Origin of the sequence: Mesorhizobium sp. M8A.F.Ca.ET.161.01.1.1 (assembly GCF_004792105.1) — a bacterium.
Classification (GTDB): Bacteria; Pseudomonadota; Alphaproteobacteria; order Rhizobiales; family Rhizobiaceae; genus Mesorhizobium.
Genome location: NZ_SRTD01000223.1, coordinates 1 through 347 on the forward strand (window position 1 = coordinate 1; position 347 = coordinate 347).

Here is a 347-nt window from a genome sequence, read left to right on the forward strand (position 1 = left end):
AGCGCATCAGGGCGAGCCCGCATTCACAGCGCCAGTGCTTCAGCCCATCGCGGCGGCGACCAGCTTGGTATCGGTGAACTGTTCGAAGCTGACGGCCTTGCCGGCCTGCATTTCCCAGACATGGACGACGCGCGCCGACATCGCCTTGCCTGTCTTTTTGAAGATGCCCGAATAGGTGCCGATGCCGACGATCGTGCTGCCGCCGTCGACGAGTTTCTCGAGCGCGAAGGTGTAGCCGTCCCAGTCTTCGCCGATGCGCTTGAAGACCCCGGCGATGACGGCATCGGGGCCGATATAGGTGCCGGCATAGGGAAAGCCTGCCATCTCCGTCCATGCCGTGGTTTCGG

The 347-nt window shown here is 63.1% G+C and carries 1 protein-coding gene; it reads right to left on the reverse strand.

Annotated elements, in window-relative coordinates; all coding sequences use genetic code 11:
• Nucleotides 1-39: 39 nt before the first annotated feature.
• Nucleotides 40-347, reverse strand: a 308-nt coding sequence (locus EN804_RS35435) for a nuclear transport factor 2 family protein (RefSeq protein WP_135922361.1), incomplete at its 5' end; no start/stop codon positions are given.